The organism is Amycolatopsis heterodermiae (assembly GCF_034929455.1).
Lineage (GTDB): Bacteria > Actinomycetota > Actinomycetes > Mycobacteriales > Pseudonocardiaceae > Amycolatopsis > Amycolatopsis heterodermiae.
Genome location: NZ_JAYFSI010000021.1, coordinates 1 through 13,970, shown reverse-complemented (window position 1 = coordinate 13,970; position 13,970 = coordinate 1). Strand labels below are relative to the sequence as shown.

Annotated in this window: 14 protein-coding genes; 10 read left to right on the top strand and 4 right to left on the bottom strand. The window is 72.7% G+C overall.

All coding sequences use genetic code 11. From position 1 onward, the window contains the following. Nucleotides 1-8 precede the first annotated feature (8 nt). From VA596_RS47590 to gntA, 5 genes are read left to right on the top strand one after another with little or no spacing between them, the layout of a single operon-like run. On the top strand, nt 9-1,148 hold the full coding sequence (locus VA596_RS47590; protein ID WP_323337126.1) for an acyl-CoA dehydrogenase family protein: 1,140 nt from the start codon (nt 9-11) through the stop codon (nt 1,146-1,148). Beyond that, complete coding sequence (locus VA596_RS47585; protein WP_323337124.1) at nt 1,145-2,206, top strand: HAD-IIIC family phosphatase; 1,062 nt, start codon at nt 1,145-1,147, stop codon at nt 2,204-2,206. Before VA596_RS47590 ends, VA596_RS47585 begins: the two co-directional genes overlap by 4 nt. Next, nucleotides 2,203-2,949: a thioesterase II family protein gene (locus VA596_RS47580; protein ID WP_323337122.1), complete on the top strand. Its 747-nt coding sequence runs from the start codon at nt 2,203-2,205 to the stop codon at nt 2,947-2,949. The genes VA596_RS47585 and VA596_RS47580 overlap by 4 nt, the downstream gene beginning before the upstream one ends. After that, nucleotides 2,946-3,683: a 4'-phosphopantetheinyl transferase family protein gene (locus VA596_RS47575; protein ID WP_323337120.1), complete on the top strand. Its 738-nt coding sequence runs from the start codon at nt 2,946-2,948 to the stop codon at nt 3,681-3,683. Before VA596_RS47580 ends, VA596_RS47575 begins: the two co-directional genes overlap by 4 nt. Further along, a complete protein-coding gene (gene gntA, locus VA596_RS47570; protein WP_323337118.1) occupies nt 3,680-4,384 on the top strand; it encodes a guanitoxin biosynthesis heme-dependent pre-guanitoxin N-hydroxylase GntA in 705 nt (234 codons plus the stop codon). Before VA596_RS47575 ends, gntA begins: the two co-directional genes overlap by 4 nt. A gap of 227 nt (nt 4,385-4,611) precedes the next feature. Here gntA and VA596_RS47565 read toward each other — a convergent pair whose 3' ends face one another. Next, the gene (locus VA596_RS47565; RefSeq protein WP_323337115.1) at nt 4,612-6,960 is read right to left on the bottom strand and encodes a BTAD domain-containing putative transcriptional regulator; all 2,349 of its coding nucleotides are present in this window, start codon (nt 6,958-6,960) and stop codon (nt 4,612-4,614) included. 157 nt (nt 6,961-7,117) lie between these two features. Continuing rightward, on the bottom strand, nt 7,118-7,780 hold the full coding sequence (locus tag VA596_RS47560; protein ID WP_323337113.1) for a class I SAM-dependent methyltransferase: 663 nt from the start codon (nt 7,778-7,780) through the stop codon (nt 7,118-7,120). 36 nt (nt 7,781-7,816) lie between these two features. Here VA596_RS47560 and VA596_RS47555 point away from each other — a divergent pair, with 36 nt between their 5' ends. Further along, on the top strand, nt 7,817-8,257 hold the full coding sequence (locus VA596_RS47555) for a MerR family transcriptional regulator (RefSeq protein WP_323337111.1): 441 nt from the start codon (nt 7,817-7,819) through the stop codon (nt 8,255-8,257). 411 nt (nt 8,258-8,668) lie between these two features. Further along, the gene (locus tag VA596_RS47550) at nt 8,669-9,619 is read left to right on the top strand and encodes an MEDS domain-containing protein (protein WP_323337110.1); all 951 of its coding nucleotides are present in this window, start codon (nt 8,669-8,671) and stop codon (nt 9,617-9,619) included. Nucleotides 9,620-9,651: 32 nt separating this feature from the next. Here VA596_RS47550 and VA596_RS47545 read toward each other — a convergent pair whose 3' ends face one another. Then, nucleotides 9,652-10,128, bottom strand: a complete 477-nt coding sequence (locus tag VA596_RS47545; protein ID WP_323337108.1) for a helix-turn-helix transcriptional regulator — start codon at nt 10,126-10,128, stop codon at nt 9,652-9,654. 254 nt (nt 10,129-10,382) lie between these two features. Here VA596_RS47545 and VA596_RS47540 point away from each other — a divergent pair, with 254 nt between their 5' ends. The 3 genes from VA596_RS47540 to VA596_RS47530 are packed head-to-tail and all read left to right on the top strand — an operon-like array spanning nt 10,383 to nt 12,579. After that, nucleotides 10,383-11,441, top strand: a complete 1,059-nt coding sequence (locus VA596_RS47540; protein WP_323337106.1) for an NADH-quinone oxidoreductase subunit B family protein — start codon at nt 10,383-10,385, stop codon at nt 11,439-11,441. A 5-nt stretch (nt 11,442-11,446) separates the two neighbouring features. Further along, nucleotides 11,447-11,947 carry a NifU family protein gene (locus VA596_RS47535; protein WP_323337104.1) on the top strand — a complete coding sequence of 167 codons (501 nt, stop codon included), beginning with the start codon at nt 11,447-11,449 and terminating at the stop codon, nt 11,945-11,947. Beyond that, nucleotides 11,944-12,579, top strand: a complete 636-nt coding sequence (locus VA596_RS47530) for a DUF5947 family protein (RefSeq protein WP_323337103.1) — start codon at nt 11,944-11,946, stop codon at nt 12,577-12,579. Before VA596_RS47535 ends, VA596_RS47530 begins: the two co-directional genes overlap by 4 nt. A gap of 103 nt (nt 12,580-12,682) precedes the next feature. On the opposite strand, the gene VA596_RS47525 is transcribed toward VA596_RS47530, so the two are convergent. After that, complete coding sequence (locus tag VA596_RS47525; RefSeq protein WP_323337101.1) at nt 12,683-13,843, bottom strand: NAD(P)/FAD-dependent oxidoreductase; 1,161 nt, start codon at nt 13,841-13,843, stop codon at nt 12,683-12,685. Nucleotides 13,844-13,970 lie beyond the last annotated feature (127 nt).

Below are 13,970 nucleotides of genomic sequence, written 5' to 3'. Positions count from 1 at the left end.
CCGGTGCGATGAGGGCGAGGACACGGACCGAAGCCCCCGAGCTCGTGGTGGTCGGGCGCTTCGTCGACGAAGAGGTCGTTCCGCACGCGGACGCGTGGGACCGGGACGAGCGCATCCCTGGCGACGTGCTGGCGCGGGTGGGGGAGCTGGGACTGTGGGCCCCGTTCCTCCCGCCCGAGGCGGGCGGCGCCGGCATGGACATGGTCACCCTCGGCCGGGTGCACGAGGAGGTCGGGCGTGGCTGCTCGTCGCTGCGCAGCCTGCTGACCGTGCACACGATGGTGACCGCGACGGTGCAGCGCTGGGGTGACGACGAGCAGCGCGAGCGTTGGCTGCCCGCGCTGGCCGAAGGCGCGACGCTGGGAGCGTTCTGCCTGACCGAGCCGGACTTCAGCGGCAGTGACTCGACCGCGGCCGGGACCGTCGCGGTGGCGGAGAACGGCAGCTGGACGTTGCGCGGCCGCAAGACGTGGATCACCGGCGGCCAGCTCGCCGGGCTGCTGCTGGTGTTCGCCGGCACGGCCACCGGGATGAGCGCGTTCCTGGTGCCGGCCGACCACCCCGGCGTCCGCGTGACGCCGGTGCGGAACATGCTCGGCACCAGCGCCAGCATGCTGGCCACGATCGAGTTCGACGACGTCCGGCTCGAACCGGACGCGCTGGTCGGGCCGCCCGGCTGGGCCGCGGGCACGGTGATGACCGGAGCCCTGGACCTCGGGCGCTACAGCGTCGCGTGCGGGTCCGTCGGGATCATCCGGGGTGCGCTGGCGGCGTCGGCGGCCTACACGTCGGCCCGCTCGGCCGGCGGCGGGCTGCTGCGGGACCTGCCGCAGATCCGCGCCAAGATCAGCGAGATGGTCACCGCGCGCGACGCCGCGCGGCTGCTGTGCGAGAAGGCGGGCCGCCTCAAGGACGCGGGCGACCCGGCGACGATCATGGCGACCTGGGTGGCCAAGTACTTCGCGTCCACCGCCGCGGCCAAGGCCGGCGCGGACGCGGTCCAGATCCACGGCGCGAACGGCTGCGGCCCGGACTACCCGGTCGCGCGGCTGTACCGCGACGCGAAAGTCATGGAGATCATCGAGGGCAGCACCCAGATCCAGGAGCTGACCATCGCGGACGAGGCGTACCGGGAGGTGGCGAAATGACCGGCTTGGAAACAACTGCCATGGTGAAACCGAAGCGGGGCCGGATCAAGTGCGTGGTCTGGGACCTGGACAACACGGTGTGGGACGGCACCCTGCTGGAGGACGGCGAGGTCACCGTGCGGCCCGAGGTCGTCGCGGAGATCAAGCGGCTCGACGAGCTGGGCGTGCTGCACTCGGTGGCCAGCCGCAACGACCACGACGCCGCGATGGCGCGGCTGAAGGCGGCCGGGCTCGACGAGTACTTCCTGTACCCGCAGATCACCTGGAACCCCAAGTCCGGTTCCGTGGAACGGATCGCGAAGGCGCTCAACATCGGGCTCGACGCGATCGCGTTCGTCGACGACCAGCCGTTCGAGCTGGCCGAGGTCGCGCACGCGCTGCCGGCCGTCAAGACCGTCGACGTCGCCGAGCTGGCCTCGGAGCTGGCGTCGGAGGAGTTCCGGCCCAAGTTCGTCACCGACGAGTCCCGGGTGCGGCGTGACCTGTACCGCGCGGCGGCCGTCCGTGACCAGGTCGAGCAGGACCACGAGGGCACCAGCGAAGAGTTCCTGTCCACTTTGGACATGAAGTTCACGATCGCCCGCGCCCAGCGCGAGGACCTGCAGCGCGCCGAGGAGCTGACGGTCCGCACGAACCAGCTCAACTCGACCGGCCGGACGTACTCCTACGACGAGCTGGACGAGCTGCGGCAGTCGCCGGACCACGTGCTGCTCGTCGCGTCCCTTTCGGACAAGTACGGCGGCTACGGCAAGATCGGCCTGGCCCTAGCCGAGCGCGGGACCGAAGCCTGGCACCTGCGGATGATGCTGATGTCCTGCCGCGTGATGTCGCGCGGGGTGGGCACCGTGCTGCTCAACCACATCATGGGCCTGGCCAAGGAGGACGGCGCGAAGCTGCGTGCGGACTTCGTCGAGACCGGGCGCAACCGCGTCATGTACGTGACGTACGCCTTCGCCGGGTTCACCGAGATCTCGCGCGACGGCTCCCGGCTGGTGTTCGAATCGGACCTGAGCACGATCCAGCCGCCGCCGTCCTACCTCACGGTGGAGCTGCGGTGACCGCCCCGGCCACGGCGCGGCCCTGGCTGCCCGGCGGTGTCCCGGACGGCACCGCGACCCGGCTGTTCTGCTTCCCGCACGCCGGGGCCAGTGCGGTGGTCTACCGCGACTGGGCCGCGGCGGCCGGGGCCGGCCTCGCCGTGCTGCCGGTGCAGCTGCCGGGCCGGGCCGAACGCGGCCGCGAGACGCCCTACGACGACGTCGAAACGCTGGTCGACGCGGCGCTCGACGGCCTGGGTGACGCGCTGACCGGGGACTATGCGTTCTTCGGCCACAGCGTGGGCGCCCTGACGGCGTACCTGCTCACCCGGCGGCTGGTCGAGCGCGGCGCGACCCCGCCCCGGCACCTGTTCGTCTCCGGGCGGGCCGCGCCGCAGCTGCCCGACACCCGGCCGCCGCTGCGGGCCCTGCCCGACCAGCAGCTCGCGGCCGAGCTGCACGCGCTGGGCGGCCTGCCGGACGTGCTCCGGCGGGAGCCGTCGATCCTGGCGATGTTCCTCCCGCTGATGCGGGCGGACCTGGCCGTCAACGAGACCTACCGGCACGTGCCGGGGGAGCCGCTGCCGGTGCCGCTGACGGTGTTCGGCGGCGACCGCGACCCGCGGGCCGACGAGGACGAGCTGGCCGCGTGGCTCGAGCTGGGCACCGACGCGACCCTGTTCACCTACCCGGGTGGGCACTTCTACCTCGAACAGCGCGTGCCGGAGCTGCTGCGCGTGATCCACCGGAGGCTGGCGCGATGACCCAGTGGTCGCTTCCCTGGCGGCAACCCTCGGGCGCACTGGGTGAACGTCTTCGCCCGCTGCTGGACGCGCACGTGTGGCGGATCCCGCTGTCCCGCGTGCTCGCCCCGGGCTCCGCCGACGTCTACGGCCTGCTCGGCGAGCTGTCCGACGAGGAGCTGCGCCGCGCGGCGCGGATCACGGTGGACGAGGAGCGGGCGCGGTTCCTGGCCTCGCACGTCGCCCTGCGCGACGTCCTGGCCGGGTACACGTCGGAGGCTTTGCGCTTCACCCGCGACGGCGACCGCCCGGTGCTCGCGGGGGCGTCCGGGATCGAGTTCAGCCTGTCGCGCTCCGGCGGGCTGGCGCTGATCGCCGTCACGTCCGGCGTCCGGGTCGGCGTGGACGTCGAGGAGGTCCGCGAGGTCGACCACGACGGCCTGGCCGCGCGGACCCTGCGTCCCGAAGAGGCCGCCGCCGTGCGCGAGCCGGTGACGTTCTTCCGGTACTGGACGTGCAAGGAGGCCTACCTCAAGGTCGACGGCCGCGGGCTGGCCGGCTTGCCCGGGCCGTCGTTCACCCTCACGGGCGGCGTGGTCTCCTTTGAGGACTGTCCCGAGTGGACGATGACGGAACTGGACGCCGGCAGCGGTCACGCGGCCGCGCTGGCCGTCCCGGCGCGCCCGGTGACCGTGCGCGCCTTCGACTGGCTGCCGCGCCCGGCCCGCGCGCACCGGAAAGGCGGAGTGTCATGAGTGATCCCCGGACGGAACTCGAAGAGTTCATCCAGACCAAGGAGTTCAGCTGCCTGGGCGCCCGCGCGGCGCTCAAGAAGGGCTCGATCGTCCACGGGCACTACCCGGCGCTGGGCGACCCGGCGTCGGCGCGCGCCCACTACCGCGACATCCTGGCGTACGCCCGCGGCATCCGGCCCACGTTGTCGGACAAGAGCTTCCGCACGTTCGTCTCGACGTTCGAGGAGCCGGGCGGGATCCTGGACGAGGAGGAGCACGAACGCCTGCTGTGGCGTCACCTCCAGCTGATCCACGACATCGACAGCCGCACGTACGGCCTCGACGAAGGCGCGACGTCCGACCCGGCCGAGCCCAACTTCGGCTTCCACGTGGCCGGCCACTCGTTCTTCGTGGTGGGCATGCACCCGGGCGCGTCCCGCGCGAGCCGCCGTTTCGTCCGGCCGGCGATCGCGTTCAACTCGCTGATGCAGTTCATGCTGCTGGGCGACAAGTTCTTCTCGATGCAGGACGCGATCCGCAAGCGCGAGACGACCAACAACGGCTCGGTCAACCCGAGCTTCACGACGTACGAGTACCAGATGCCCTCCCGCCACTTCGCCGGCCGCATGACGGAGGAGAACTGGAAGTGCCCGTTCACCTCCCGGCACGAGGCATCGTCGGTGAAGTACACCTCGGACGTGATTCAACGCCCGGCCAGCTGATCCCCCCGCGAAGCCCCGGTCACCTCGGTGACCGGGGCTTCCGTCTGCGCGCCGGGGAACACGCGTCAGGCGAGGCCTTCGACGCCGGTCGGTAGGCCAGCTTGCGCAACGACGCGCGCCGGAAGGTGCAGCGCCCGGCGAGCTGAGGGGTCTGCCGCGGCTGGTCGTGAGTGTTTAGGAGGGTTAGAACCGCCCTAAACACTCACGACCTAGCCGGGGGACACGCGTCAGGCGAGGGCTTCGACGCGGGTGGGGCGGGCGGCCGGGCGGCGCAGCAATGCCGTGCGGGTCGCGCGGGGGATGCGCTGGTAGGCCAGCTCCCGCAGCGAAGCCCGGCGGAACGTGAAGGCGTCGTCCTCCCGGTCCAGCACCTCGAGCCGCGCCAGCCGTGAGAGGGCCGCCTCGACCTCCGGGAGCGACAGGTCGCAGACCACCGCTACCTCCTCGGCCGTGAACGTGTCGCCCGTCAGGCTTGCCGCCTTCAGAGCCGACTTCTCGGCCGCCGGCAGGCTGTCCAGCTGGGCGGCGAGGGTCCGGCGGACCAGCGGGGGCGTGGGGTGCTGGGTCGTCGCCTGGCCCAGGGCCGGGAACGGCGTCGTGCGGCCGTGGACGCCCTCGGCGTACGCGTGGGCGAACCGCGGGTTGCCGCCGATCCGGGCGACCAGCTCGCGCCGGCCGCGGGCCAGGCGGGTGGTGCCGGGGAGCAGCGTGTCGAGCAGCGCTCCGACGGCGTCGTCGGCCAGCGGGGCGAGGGTCAGCGTCGTGCCGCCCGCGGCCCAGCCGTCCGGCAGCTCGGCCCGTGCGGCCGCGACGACCAGCACCGGCAGCCCGGCGCAGACGTCGTCGAGCCCGCCGATCGTGGCCCGCTCGTCCGGGCCGGCGCGGTGCAGGTCGTCGGCCAGCACGACCAGCGGGCCGTGCGCGGTCAGCTCGGCGGCCGCGGACCGCAGGCCCCCGTCGCCGCGCAGCCGCGCGGCGGTGCGGGGGAGCAGCCCGGGGGCGGACGCGAACGCCTCGACGACGTCGGAACCGGCCTCCAGCACCCGGATCTCCGTGCGCTTGGCCAGCACCTCCGCGAACTCGGCGAGCAGCCGCGTCTTGCCGATGCCCGGCTCACCGAGCACCGTCACCCGGTGCGGACGGCCGCTGCGCTCGACGAACCCGAGGAAGTGACCCAGCAGGTCCAGGTCGTGGTCGCGGCCGGCGAAACTGCCCGGGTCGGCGGGCTCGGCCACCGCGCGCGGGCGCACCGAAACGGCGTGCCACCAGCTGGGGGAGTCCTCGGCCGCCTCGTGCACCACCACCGGTTCGGCGGCTTCGCGCACGGCGTCCGACACCCGCACCCGGCCCTCCGGCGCGCACAGCGCCGACCGCACGCAGCGGTCCAGCACCGGCCCGGCCGGCTCGGCGGCGTGCTCGACGAGGACGTCCCCGCTGTCGACGCCGATCTGCGTGGTGATCCCCTCCGCGGCCAGCCGGTCGCGGATCCGCAGCGCCGTCCGGACCGCCTGGACGGCGTCGTCGTCACCGGTGCGCGGCAGTCCGAACACGACCAGCTGCACGGGGCCGCCGGGCAGGCAGGTGCCCGCTTCCTCTTCGGCGACGGCCCGCAGCCGCGCCTGGACCTCGGCGGCGTCCTCGGGATCGTCGTCCAAAGTGACGGCGACGCCGACCGCGACGACCGGCTTCCGTTCGCTCTCCACGGTTTCCGCCCGGGGAACAGCGGTCACCGGCGCCGGGGTGAACGGCAGCGGCGGCGCGACCTCGGGCGCGACCTCGGGCGCGGGCTCCGGTTCGGGCTCGGGCACCGGGTCCGGCCGCCGCGTCAGCAGGGTTTCGTCGTGCTGGAGGATCGCGCGTTCCAGCTCACGCAGTTCCTTGCCCGGCTCCAGGCCGAGGCCCTCGGCGAGGCTGGCCCGCGTCGCGCGGTAGACCTCGAGCGCGTCGACGTGCCGGCCGCAGCGGTAGAGCGCGGTCATCAGCTGGGCGTTGAGCCGTTCCCGGTTCGGGTGGGCCTCGGCCAGCCCGCGCAGGTCGGGCAGCACCTCGTGGTGCCGCCCGCGGTCCAGCTCCAGGCCGAAGAGGTCCTCGTGGACGGCCAGCCGCTGGTCCTCGAGCGCGACCAGCTCGGGCCACCCCACCCCGGTCTCGGCGAGGTCGGCGAGCACCCGGCCCCGCCACAGGGCGAGGGCCTCCCGGTAGGCGGTGACGGCCCGGTCCGGGTCGCCGTCGGCCTGGGCGGCCCGCCCGTCGGCGGCGAGCCGCCGGAACCGGGCGACGTCGACCTGGTCGCTGTCGAGGCGCAGCAGGTAGCCCGGCGCGTGGGTCAGCAGCATCGCCTGCCCGCCCCCGGTGGCGAGGGTGGTGCGCAGCCCGGAAACGGCGTTCTGCACCATCTTCCGCGCGGTCGCCGGGATCTCGTCCGGCCAGAGCGCCGACAGCAGCGCGCTCGTGGCGACGACCTCGTTGTGGTGCAGCAGCAGGTAGGCCAGCACGGCTCGCTGGGTCGCCCCGCGCAGCACGACCGGACGTCCGTCGTGCACGACGTCGAGGGGGCCGAGGAGATCGAAACGCACGGGTCACCGCCTTGCTCGGGTTCCGGAGTCGATCTCCACGGTGGCCCGTGCACCGGGCTCCCGACAACGTCCTGGGCCCGATACTGGCTCGGCGCCAATGACACCAGGGAAACACGCCAGTTACCGCCCGATGTGTTGACGATGGAGCTTTCCGCTGCTACACGCGGGCGGTCACGTCCGGCGGCACGGACCCGAGGACGCACACCACCGGCGGGTCCAGGTCGAGGGTCTCGGTCCGGAGGCCGGTGAACCCGGCGCCGGTCAGGAGCGCCGCCAGCTCCTCGGCGGCCGCCACCGACGTCGCGCCGGGACAGCGGGGCTGGGACACCAGCGCGATGCGGCCGCCGGGGCGCAGCAGCCGGGCGAGTGCGCGCAGGCGGGCGGCCGGTGCGGGCCACATGCCGATCGTGTTGACCGCGAGCACGGCGTCGAACGGCTCGCCCGTGAGGGACAGGCTTTCGACCGGCGCAGGGACCAGGCGCACCCGCCCGGCCTTCACCGCGGCCCGGTTGCGGCGGCCGGCCTGGCGGATCATGACCGGCGAATGGTCGACCCCGACCACCAGCCCGCGGGTCGCCCGGCCGGCGAGCGCGGCGACGGCCACGCCCGGACCGCAGCCCAGCTCGAGGACGCGCTCGGCCGGCTGGACGTCGAGAAGCGTTGCCGCCCAACGGTTGCGCGCCACGTTCGACGAGCGCCGTCCCATGATCCAGCCCGCGACGTGCCCCGCCGCACCGGTCGGCCGGTGGAACTGCGCGATCCCGCCGTGCCGGGCCCACCAGCGCAAGCCGTGGCCCAGCACCCTTTCCTTGATGTCCATGGGCCGAGAGAACCACTTCGAGTAGGCTCGAAGTCAATGTCCGAGCGCACTCTGCCGATCGGCGAGCTGGCCGCACGCACCGGCGTGCCGGCGACCACGCTGCGGTACTACGACGAACTCGGCCTGGTCCGGCCGTCGGCCCGGGACGGCGGCCGCCGCCGGTACGCCGAGTCGGCGGTCGAGGACGTCGGGGTGATCGTCTTCTTCCGCGAGATCGGCTTCACGCTGGCCGAGATCGCGAGCTTCCTTTCGGGCGAGGGCGAGGGCGACGGCCGCCGGGAGCTGATCGAGCGGAAGCTGGCCGAGCTCGCCGAGCGGCAGCACCGCATCGAGGTGGCTCGCACCGCCCTCGAACACGGGCAGCGGTGCCCGTCCGGCGAGCCGCTGACGTGCCCCCGGTTCCGGACGATCGTCGACGGCCGGCAGCGCGGCCTTTCCCTGGAGGAGAGCCACGCGCGGGCGCACCTCGCCCCGTAGGCGCACCAGCTCGGCGCCGCCGGGCCTTCCCGCCGAATACCGGAAATTCGTGTTTTGCGAACAACGGCGGCACTTGGTTATGCCGTCGCCCCCACTTTCCCCGGGGCGGCCCGGACAGTTGTGTTCGCGCCTTCACGGCCTTCGGACATAAATGGTCGCGACGCTCGGCACCGGGCGATCACCATGCCGCTGACCTGCGGCTATGGTGATCATGGTGGGAGACATAAATGGCACGGTACCCAGGCGTTCCAAAAGCACGCCCGGCTGCTGGTCCGAAAGGTGGAATGCATTCGAGCGGCGTTACCGGAAAGGGGTGGGCCCGGGTACTCTCCCCACGTTCCCGTTCGAGTTCTGGGGAACGACACCATCTTGCGGTCGACTTCGAAGACCGGTCCCGGAGGTTAAACGCGTATGGCGACCCCGACGCCCATCCCCGCCGAAACGGACTTTCGGCACCAGAGCTGCGTCTACGGCAGCGATGCGGAGTTCCTCGCGATGGCCGTGCCGTTCGCGCGGGACGGGCTGCGGCGCGGAGAACCGGTGCTGGTCAGCACGACCGAGGCCAACCAGGAGCTGCTCGACGACGTGCTGGGCGCCGACGCCGGCAGGATCATCCAGGTGGAGCCGGCCTGCTTCGAACGCCGTCCGCCCCAGCTGGCCGCCGCCCTGCACCGGTACTGGACGCGCTACCGGTCGTCGGCGCCGGGCGGCACGGTGCGCGTGCTCGCCGAACCGGCCCGCGTCGGCGCGGCCGACTGGCCGCGCACCGAAGCCGGGTTCAACGTGTCCCTCGCCGGCACCGGGATCTGGCTGCTCTGCCCGTACGACACCAGGAAGTTCGAGGCCGGCGCGATCGAAGACGCCTGCCGCGCGCACCCGGAGCTGCTCGTCGGCGGCCGGATCGAGCCGTCGGCGGAGTTCACCGTGCCCGAGCGGGCCGGCGGTGTTCCCCTGTCACCGCCACCGCCCGGGGAGGCGGCGGACATCTTCCGCTTCGAGGGCGACCTGGTCGCCGTGCGGCGGTACGTGCTCGAGAAGGCCGGCCCGCTGCTGCAACCCGAAAACGCCGTGGCCATGTTCGGCATCGCCGTCGGCGAGGCCATCACCTACCTGATCGAGCACGGCATCGGCCGCGCGGCCGTGTGGGTCCGGCCGGCCGCCGGGCGCGTGGTGTGCACCCTGCACAGCGACGAGCCGCTCGACCTGCCGCCGTTCTTCGGGTCACGGCCGCCGGACCTGCGCTGCTCCGACACCGGCCTGTGGCTGACCGACCAGATCTGCGAGTGGCTCGACATCAGCTCCGACTCCTCGGGGTGCACGATCGAGCTGGCGACGCCGGGGTCGTGGGCCAGCGAGAACTGACGCGGACACAAGTGTCCACCCCCTCAGCCGCCTCAACGCAGGGGCACGTCGCCGAACTGGTCCTGGATCCGGCGCAGCTCACGCAGCCGCGGCTCGGTCTGGCCGCCGATCCAGCGGTTCACCGTCTTCACCGACACGCCCAGCCGCTGCGCCGCGGCTTCCCGGGTGGTGCCGGTCCGGCGCAGGGCCTCCGTCATCCATTCGGCGAAGCTTTCGGCGGGGTCGGGTTCCTCCGGATCGGGTTCCGGCGTCGCCGGGTCGAGGTGCGCGGTCGCCGAGGGCAGTACGTCGAACTCGACCCGTCCGGGGTATTTCCGGCACGAGATTTCGATCATTCCCGCCGGTCCGGCCGCCGCCAGCAGCGTGCTGAGGATCGTGTTCCCGAGTTCCCGATCTTCGGATTCGGGCAGGGGTGAGTCCGCGAGGCAGCCGCGGAGGAATTCGCGGATTTCCGGAACCGCGGACGGCCGGGCCGGAAAGACTTTCGTGCTGACCTCGACCGATACCACCTCGATCGATCTCCCGCGCGACCGACCAGCCGACTCAACCACTCGAAGTGCCCCTTCCGGTGGCTTCCGAGTGTAGCCGCCGCACGGATTTTCCCCGACCCCGGAACGGAGCAGGGACGGTTTCGTCCGTGCGGGGGACACTCTTGCCGCGAATGCCGGACAGGTCTACGGTGGGCGTCCGTCGGGCCGTCCCGGGGCGGGATTCCTGAAGAACCCGAGCCTGAAGATCCCCGAGCCTGCAGAGGTGCGCATCGATGGACAGGGCCACGCAGAACGGCAACGGCCCTTCGGCCGAACCGGTCAATGAGCCACCGACCGTTCATATCCTGTGGATGAATGGCGGCCTGAGCTGCGACGGCGAATCCGTCGCGTTGACCGCGGCGAGCCAGCCGAGCATCGAAGAGATCGTTCTCGGCGGTCTTCCCGGGTTGCCGAAGATCGAAATGCACTGGCCGTTCCTCGATTTCCAGTGCGGTCCAGAACAGGGCCGTGACAGTTTCATCGAGTGGTGGCACAAAGCCGATCGGGGGGAACTCGACCCGTTCATCCTGGTGATCGAAGGTTCGATAGCCGACGAGTCGAACAAGACCGAGGGTTTCTGGTCCGGGTTCGGCAACGACCCGGTCACCGGCCAGCCCGTGACGGCCAGCGAGTGGCTCGACCGGCTGGCCCCCAAGGCGATGGCGATCATGGCCGTCGGCACCTGCGCGGCCTACGGCGGCATCCACGCGATGGCGGGCAACCCGACCGGCGCGATGGGCGTGCCCGACTACCTCGGCTGGGACTGGCGGTCCAAGGCCGGCCTGCCGATCGTGTGCGTCCCCGGCTGCCCCGCCCAGCCCGACAACCTCTCGGAGACCATTCTGCACCTGCTCTTCCAGGCGTCCGGCCGGGCGCCGGTGATCGACGTCGACGAGGCCCTGCGCCCCAAGTGGCTGTTCCAGAACACCGTCCACGAGGGTTGCGACCGGGCCGGGTACTACGAGCAGGACGAGTTCGCCGAGCAGCACGGCTCGCCGAAGTGCCTGGTCAAGCTGGGTTGCTGGGGTCAGGTCGTCAAGTGCAACGTGCCCAAGCGCGGCTGGATCAACGGCATCGGCGGCTGCCCGAACGTCGGCGGCATCTGCATCGGCTGCACCATGCCCGGCTTCCCCGACAAGTTCATGCCCTTCATGGAGGACCCGGCGGGCGCCGGCGCCCCGGCCGCGGCGAGCACGGTGTCGGGCTCGGCGATCCGCATCCTGCGGGAGATCCGCACCAAGGCGGGTGCCGACGAACCGCAGGCCACGCTGTCGCGGGCCACCCGCTGGTGACGGCGATGACCACCGTTCGCGCCGTCGGCGACCGCGTCGAGGAACTGCTGGGTGTGCTACTCGCCGGGCCCGGCCGCGAGCCGGCCGAGGAGCTCGTGCGGCAGCTGATGGACCTCTACGGCGAAGGCCTCGCCCGGGTCGTCGGCGTGCTGCGCGCGCGGGACCCGGCCCTGGTCGACGCGCTCGCCGAAGACGGCCTGCTGTCGGGGCTCCTGGTCCTGCACGACCTGCACCCGCACGGCGCGGACGTCCGGATCCGCCGGGCGCTGGAGCGGCTGGGCAGCGACGCCGAGTTCCTGGGCGTCGACGGCGGCGTGGCCCGGCTGCGGCGCGCGGGCAGCCGTGGCTGCGGCTCTTCGACGTCCGACGCGCTGCTCGAAACGGCGCTCCTCGACGCTGCCCCGGAGCTGACCGGCGTCGAGATCACCGAGCCCGCGAAGCTCTTCCAGATCGGCATGGGCCCGCCGCCCGGCTGGGGGGCCGCCACCGAGGGGCGGGCTTCATGAGCTCCCGCACCGGTTTCCCGCACCGCGGGGACCGGCCCCGGCCGGTGCCGGAGCGGCGTTCGGCGTGGCTGGAGAAGTGCGAGCTGTGCGGGACGCCGGTCGCGTCGCGGCACGGCCACGTCGTCGACACCGGCCGCCGCGGCCTGCTGTGCGCGTGCCGCGCGTGTTTCCTGCTCTTCACCGAAAGCCGCTGCGGCGACCCCCGCTACCGCGCGGTGCCCGAGCGCTACCTGTGGGACCCGGACCGCCCGGTCACCGGCATCGACTGGGCCGGGCTGGGCATCCCGGCGAGCTTCGCGTTCTTCCTGCGCCGCGGTGCGGGCGTCGCGGCGTTCCACCCGGGGCCGGCGGGACCCACCGAAAGCCTGCTGACGCTCGACCTCTGGACCGAACTGTCCGACGGCCACCCGCTGCTCGCGGCGGCCGAGCCGGAGGTCGAGGCGATCCTGTTCCACGAAGCCGAGTGCGGCACGGACTGCTTCCTGGTCCCCATCGACGTCTGCTACCGCCTGGTGGGCGCGGTCCGCCGCTACTGGACCGGCCGCGACGGCGGCCCGCGGGTCCGCGAGCACGTCGGTGCACTGTTCGAGGAGATCCGGCAGCGGGCGGAGCCGCTGGTCACCGGGCCGTGACCGGCTCGCGCACCGGGGGTTCCTCGCCCACGACGTGGTGATCTTCGTGCCCGCGCGGCGCCCGGGCCTGCCTGGCCGTTCCCCGTGCCCGCGGACCACCGTGTTAACCCTTCGCGGGAACCGGCTCGCCCTTCCGGATCAGGTCCTCGCCGCGTTCGTAGTCGTCGTCGGCCTCGTGGGTGAGGACGCCGACCGCCGCGCCGTCGCGTTCGTACCAGACCGTGAAGCCGCCGCCGTCGTGCTCGACCAGGCGGGCCTGGTCGAAGCCGTCACCCCAGGCGGCGTACTTCAGCACCCGGTCGCCGATCTCGGACCAGAAGCCCGGGACGTCGGCCCAGGTCTCGGATTCGCCCGCGGCGTTGCGCCCGGCGATCGCGCCCATCGCAAGACCCTCGCCCCAGTGCTCGACGGCCAGCGCGCGGCCCGCGGCGGCGTTGTCCGCGAGGGCGACGTCACCGGCCGCGAAGACGTCATTCGCGCTGGTACGCAGCTGGTCGTCGGTACGGATCCGCCCCTGCTCGATCTTGAGCCCGGCCTTCTCGGCGAGCTGCACCCGGGGCCGGATGCCGGTGGCGAGCAGCACGAGCCCGGCGTCCAGCACCGGCACCAGATCGGAGCGGATCCGGTGGCCGGCCTCGATCGACTCGATCGTCGTGCCGCGCAGCACGCTGACGCCTTCGGCCTTGAGCCACCGCAGGATCCGGATCCCGGCGTCACGGCCGAGGCGGGACTGCTGCGGGACGTCCTCCGGGCAGACGACGGTCACCTGCACCCCGAGCCGCGCGAGCGAGACCGCCGCTTCGCAGCCGATGAACCCGGCCCCGACGACGATGGCGCTGCGAGCGTCCGCCGCGACCTTCCTCAGCTCGCGCGACGACTTCGCCGACCGCAGCACCAGCACGTCGACGTGGTCCGCGCCGGGGATGGTGGGCCGGGCGGGTTCGGCACCGGTCGCGATCACGCAGCGGGTGAAGGCGTGCTCCAGGCCGGCGGCGGTGCGCACGCGGTGGTCGCCGAGTTCGACGACCGGATCATTCAGGGACACGGCGATGTCCTGCCCGGTGAAGAACTCCTCGCGCTCCATGCCGATGTCGTCGGTCTCGCCGCGCAGGAAGTCCTTGGACAACGGCGGCCGCTCGTAGGGCGGATCCGTGTCGGCGGTGAGCAGCCGGACGTCGCCGCGCCCACCGGCCTCGCGGTACGCACGGGCGGCCGACACCCCGGCCGCGCCGCTTCCGATCACTACCAGGCTTTCGGAGGTCATGCCTACGCGTACCCGCGCTGGGCCGGGGTAACCGTCAGGCGACGGGTTCCTCGCGCAACGTCTCGCGCAGCAGCGCCGCCAGCCCCTCCGGAGCGCGCCCGTCCAGCCGCGCGCTCGTCCGTACGGT

What these genes read in the sequence shown, in the direction of transcription:
- VA596_RS47590 (WP_323337126.1), top strand. Translation starts at nt 9, where the DNA reads ATGAGGGCGAGGACACGGACCGAAGCCCCCGAGCTCGTGGTGGTCGGG.
- VA596_RS47585 (WP_323337124.1), top strand. Translation starts at nt 1,145, where the DNA reads ATGACCGGCTTGGAAACAACTGCCATGGTGAAACCGAAGCGGGGCCGG.
- VA596_RS47575 (WP_323337120.1), top strand. Translation starts at nt 2,946, where the DNA reads ATGACCCAGTGGTCGCTTCCCTGGCGGCAACCCTCGGGCGCACTGGGT.
- gntA (WP_323337118.1), top strand. Translation starts at nt 3,680, where the DNA reads ATGAGTGATCCCCGGACGGAACTCGAAGAGTTCATCCAGACCAAGGAG.
- VA596_RS47560 (WP_323337113.1), bottom strand. Translation starts at nt 7,780, where the DNA reads ATGGACATCAAGGAAAGGGTGCTGGGCCACGGCTTGCGCTGGTGGGCC.
- VA596_RS47555 (WP_323337111.1), top strand. Translation starts at nt 7,817, where the DNA reads ATGTCCGAGCGCACTCTGCCGATCGGCGAGCTGGCCGCACGCACCGGC.
- VA596_RS47550 (WP_323337110.1), top strand. Translation starts at nt 8,669, where the DNA reads ATGGCGACCCCGACGCCCATCCCCGCCGAAACGGACTTTCGGCACCAG.
- VA596_RS47540 (WP_323337106.1), top strand. Translation starts at nt 10,383, where the DNA reads ATGGACAGGGCCACGCAGAACGGCAACGGCCCTTCGGCCGAACCGGTC.
- VA596_RS47535 (WP_323337104.1), top strand. Translation starts at nt 11,447, where the DNA reads ATGACCACCGTTCGCGCCGTCGGCGACCGCGTCGAGGAACTGCTGGGT.
- VA596_RS47530 (WP_323337103.1), top strand. Translation starts at nt 11,944, where the DNA reads ATGAGCTCCCGCACCGGTTTCCCGCACCGCGGGGACCGGCCCCGGCCG.
- VA596_RS47525 (WP_323337101.1), bottom strand. Translation starts at nt 13,843, where the DNA reads ATGACCTCCGAAAGCCTGGTAGTGATCGGAAGCGGCGCGGCCGGGGTG.